A 4607-nucleotide genomic window follows, 5' to 3' on the forward strand; every position below is an offset into this window, starting at 1 on the left:
TGGTTGCATATCACACGACGCAACAATCGCTATCGAATTATTTCAGCAGAACATCGCTTCTGACCCTGACGCGCATACCCTGGATGCCGACTGGTTTCAGAGTGCGCAGGGGGGACATCTCTTATCGCCCTGATGGCGGATTCGAGTTGTGAAGCGCTCTGTTCGTCCATCGGATGCGTGTGGTGGACGTGCCCTCATTTTGTTTGAGTGAGAACCAAATAGCAACACGAAGAGTTTATCTGTGTGTTCTCTGTTCGCGAACACCGAACGCCGATGCTTAAAGCAAAAGATCTTGTCGTTCTCCTGAAGCTGGTTGCGCTTAACGGCCAGCCCTGGACGTACCGGGAGCTTGCTTCCTCATTGGGGATGAGTGTGTCGAGCGTACACAGCGCGCTACAGCAAGCAGCCGACTCGCATTTGTACCACAAGCAAGACCGGCGTCCTGTTTTTCGGAATCTGAACGAGATGCTGGTGCACGGGGTGCGTTACGTGTATCCCGACACTATGGGGGCTGTGACGCGCGGTATTCCAACAGCACATGGCACCTCACCCCTGATCGAAGAAATTCGTAGTTCAGATCTCCCGCCGGTCTGGCCCACAGCGGAGGGAGATACGCGCGGATATGCGCTGGAGCCGCTCCACCCTTCTGTGCCAGAGGCGGTGCGGCAGGACCCAGCCCTGCATGAACTCTTGGCACTCGTGGACGCATTGCGGATCGGACGGGCCCGTGAACGGAACCGAGCTGCCAAGCTACTCAGTGACCGTTTCGGTGTACGTCTATGACGCCCATCCCTTTCCAGAGTGAGATCGTGCGGGTATCTCATGCACTCAAGGAGATCAACCTTCATCACGTGTTTGTAGGCGGAGCGGTTGCTCCTCTGCTGATAACAGATCAAGGGGCGTTTCGCATTCGGCCTACAGACGACATTGATGCCGTGGTACGTGTTGCCTCCCGTCATTCGTATCACACTACCGAAGAACAGCTGCGTTCTCAGGGGTTTCAGCACGACATAGAGGGGCCGATGTGCCGATGGAGGCTTGATGGCTGTGCTGTTGACATCATGCCGATGGACGAAGCGGTGCTGGGGTTTTCAAACCAGTGGTATCCTGAGGCGCTTAAGTCTTCCATTGATTATGCGATCACGGACTCTGAATCGGTGCCTTTGCCCACAGCCCCCATTCTCATTGCGACCAAGATTGAAGCGTTCAAACAACGCGGCAATGAAGACTACTATGCGAGCCATGACCTGGAAGACATCATCGCGATCATTGATGGGCGTCCCGAGTTAGTTAATGAAGTAAGACAGGCCGCACCTGACGTGCAGACCTTCCTACGCAATACGTTCAAGTCGTGGCTCGGCATCTCTGATTTCACATATGCCCTTCCCGGACACTTGCCATACCCTGGCGTGAGTAACGAGCGTGCGCAGATCGTTGAGAGGAGAATCAGTCAAATGTGCGAGGCATAAATTAAGTTGGCTACCAGAGCCGCATCAACGACATATTGAAAACATTTGTCTTGGCGAAACGCATGCAAAAAGAGCGCTCTGCAGATTCGTGATATCCAGCAAACGATGAAGGGCTGCCTCTACGCGAAGCAGCCCTTCTGGCGTTGGCAGACCTTCAGGAGAGATGCGACGGGGTAGTCGTCAGGGGACTTCGCCCGCGTATCCCTTCAATGCATCAAAACACGGCTGTAATCCCCAGTGAGAACGTGCGAGGAATGGGGACCTCGGCAAAGTCCAGTCCGCGGACGCCCGTGCGTTGTCCGGCTACATTGATCTCCGGGTCGTACCCGCTGTACCCGTCGATGGAGAGCACGTTACGCGCGGCAAGGGTCAGGCGCACGCGTTCAATCCGTGCCGCCGCCGGACGCAGCGTGTATGCGGCGCTGACTTCGCGCAGCTTCAGAAAGGAGCCGTCTTCGATCCAGTGTTCGTCTATGAGAGGCGCACTAACCACATAGCCCATAGGCAACTCCTCTTCCAGGACGCGTTCGTAGATTGGGGATGTTCCACTTATAATACCAGTGCCTAAACTTCTGATGCCTAAACGTTGTGTGAAGTTACTGACATCGTGACCCACAACTGCATCCCACTGCATGCGAAGATCGAAATTGCGGATGCCGACCTCGTTGATCCACGACGCGACAAAGTCAGGATTGGGGTCGCCGATGACCTCGAAAGCGGATGAAGAAGGCACTCCGCGTCCTTGTTCTTCAGGGGCCGAGGGGTCGCGTAGCCGCCAGACGCCGTCGTCTTCGACGAGGACATTGCCTGCAACATCAAGAACATTGCCTTCCGCATCGCGGCGAAATGTGGCTCCGTAAAATACGCCCAATGCTTCTCCATCTATCACTACCGACTGTTCAAACGATCTGGGAAAGTAGATTCTGTCTTCCGCCAGATCACGGACCTCGTTACGGTTGCGGCTGAAGTTTATGGTGGTCGTCCAGTTCGTACGCGCTCGATCCACGACCTGCGCTTGCACCGACAGCTCGATGCCGCGATTGATGAGTGTGCCTGCGTTGGTGAAGGGCGAAAAGCCAGAATCGAACCCGAATCCGGTTGATGATCCGGAAGGAGTCGGGTCTAATCCTGGCCTCGTGCTCGACTCGCCCACAACCAGGTCGCTGGTACGCTGCCTGTAGTAGGTGGCTTCCACGGCCACGCGGTCGGTAAAGAGGTGCGCATCTGCACCGATCTCCACCTCGCGCTGCCGCTCAGGTGTCACGCCTTCAGGCACGGCACGGTAAAAGGGAACGACGGACGCCGGGCCGCCCGAAAAGCTGAGTGCACTCCGAAGCGTAAAGCGCGGAAACAGGCGATTGAGCCCCGCTCCGCTCCAGAACTGCAGCTCAGAAAGCCTGTGAGCAAGGCGTGCACTCGGGTAAAACGAAGCCCCGTTGTCTTCAAACGAAGGATACGTAGCAACCTGCAAGCCGCCCGTAACAACGAGGCGGTCCTTCCAGGTCAGCGTCTCTTGCACGAATCCACTGTACACATCGTAATCGGTATCGGACCTACGCGGAGACGAGAAGAAATCCTCGGGCGTTCCCACCCCGCCCTCTGTCTCCGTCGTACTGGTTTCGAACTGCACGCTGCCGCCTATCAGTGTTGTGGAGCGCAGCGTACTCGAAAGGTCAGTGCTATAACTAACATCCAGTGTGCTACTGATGAGCTGCTGGGTGTAGGTGCCGCCGCGTTCAGATCGCTGAAGAGTATCGGCGGGAGCGTTGGGGGGCTGAAATAGGATGGTGCCAGAGGGTATGATTGCAGTTGCATCCTGTGTATACGTATCCAGTCCCAGCACGTAGTCGACAGTTAGATTTTCCGTTGGACGAAGATTCAGGGCGGCGCTTCCGATAAATCGATCGGTCTCCTGTGTAAAGTCGAAGCGCTCCATGACCTCCAACGGGTTCAGCCGGGGACCCTGGTTAGGAAACGATCCATCGACGTTGGGGCGCGGGTCAAAGGTGTTTGGGCCAGCGACAAACCCGGTCAGCGCACCATATGGCTGGTTGAGTCCGCCGTTGGGGATGTCTTGCGTGTTGCTGCTTGCGTAGGTGGCGCTTCCCGTAAGCGCAGCCCAGTCGGTCAGTTGCTGGTCGATCCGTAAGCGCCCGTTGATGCGGCGGAAGTGGTTGCCCTCGATAATCCCCTGGTTGGAAAAATGGGAGCCTGAGGCGCGGTAGCGGGTGTCGCCAAATCCGCCTGATATGGACAGCGCCTGCTCGGTGCCATAGGCCCGGTCAAAGATAAAGTCTTGCCAGTCCCAGCGGCGTTCGCCCTCGGGGAGTGGGTTACCATCGTTATCCAGATACTGGCCTTGTGCGTTCTGGGCCATGTTGACGTCCAGCGTGCTGCGCACCGACTCGGTCTGGGCGCGCGTGGAAAACGTGACCCGAGGCGTGCCGGAGGTGCCCTGTTTGGTGAAGATCTCCACGACACCGTTGTTGGCGCGCGGTCCGTACCGGACAGCCCCTGCCGCCCCTCGCACAACGTCGATGCGCTCAATGTCATGCAGCGCCAGATCGATGAGGCGATTCTGGCTCCCGCCGCCCAGGTCAATGAGCTCGCGCGAGGCGTTGCTTATGGGAATGCCGTCCAGCACATAGAGCGGGGTGGTGTCTCCGAGGATCGTACTGGGGCCGCGCAACTGCATCGACATTCCGCCTGCCGGATTACCGGAGTTCTGCGTAACGTAGGCTCCGGCGACGTTGCCTTGCAGCGCGCGGTTGACCGAAAACGCAATGGGGGTCATGTCTGTGCTATCAACGGAAGCCGCCGCGTATCCCCATTGCCCAGATTGAGACTTTGCATTAGATGCGTCGGCTACTGAAGAAGCAGAAGAAGAGTTCGAAGCTTGTTGGGCCGTTGCTGTTTGAGCAATGAGCAGAATGCTGAAAAGCAGTCCAATGCTCAATGAAGCGTACCAATGGTTCATACGGGAGAGAAAGTGACGACAAAAAATGCTGTAGTGAATGCACACTTGCAGGCGCCACACGAATACAAGAACCTGTTTGGGTTTTGGTTTGCGGGCGAGAGCGAGCGCCGCTGCGGCGAAAATTGAACCACGATAGAGGTTCGTAGCCGGGGCTACGGGCC

At 56.9% G+C, this 4607-nt stretch carries 3 protein-coding genes; 2 read left to right on the forward strand and 1 reads right to left on the reverse strand.

Annotation, left to right across the window (positions count from 1 at the left end; all coding sequences use genetic code 11):
- Positions 1-273: 273 nt before the first annotated feature.
- Complete coding sequence (locus tag PPP56_RS11450; protein ID WP_353564179.1) at positions 274-783, forward strand: hypothetical protein; 510 nt, start codon at positions 274-276, stop codon at positions 781-783.
- Positions 780-1469 carry a hypothetical protein gene (locus tag PPP56_RS11455; protein WP_353564180.1) on the forward strand — a complete coding sequence of 230 codons (690 nt, stop codon included), beginning with the start codon at positions 780-782 and terminating at the stop codon, positions 1467-1469. The genes PPP56_RS11450 and PPP56_RS11455 overlap by 4 nt, the downstream gene beginning before the upstream one ends.
- 214 nt (positions 1470-1683) lie before the next feature.
- On the opposite strand, the gene PPP56_RS11460 is transcribed toward PPP56_RS11455, so the two are convergent.
- Positions 1684-4446, reverse strand: a complete 2763-nt coding sequence (locus PPP56_RS11460) for a TonB-dependent receptor plug domain-containing protein (RefSeq protein WP_353564181.1) — start codon at positions 4444-4446, stop codon at positions 1684-1686.
- Between the last annotated feature and the right edge of the window lie 161 nt (positions 4447-4607).

Origin of the sequence: Longimonas sp. (assembly GCF_040409695.1) — a bacterium.
In the GTDB taxonomy this organism is placed as follows: domain Bacteria; phylum Bacteroidota; class Rhodothermia; order Rhodothermales; family Salinibacteraceae; genus Longimonas.

Coding starts and splice junctions, on each gene's coding strand:
- PPP56_RS11460 (WP_353564181.1), bottom strand. CDS start 4,446: ATGAACCATTGGTACGCTTCATTGAGCATTGGACTGCTTTTCAGCATT.
- PPP56_RS11455 (WP_353564180.1), top strand. CDS start 780: ATGACGCCCATCCCTTTCCAGAGTGAGATCGTGCGGGTATCTCATGCA.
- PPP56_RS11450 (WP_353564179.1), top strand. CDS start 274: ATGCTTAAAGCAAAAGATCTTGTCGTTCTCCTGAAGCTGGTTGCGCTT.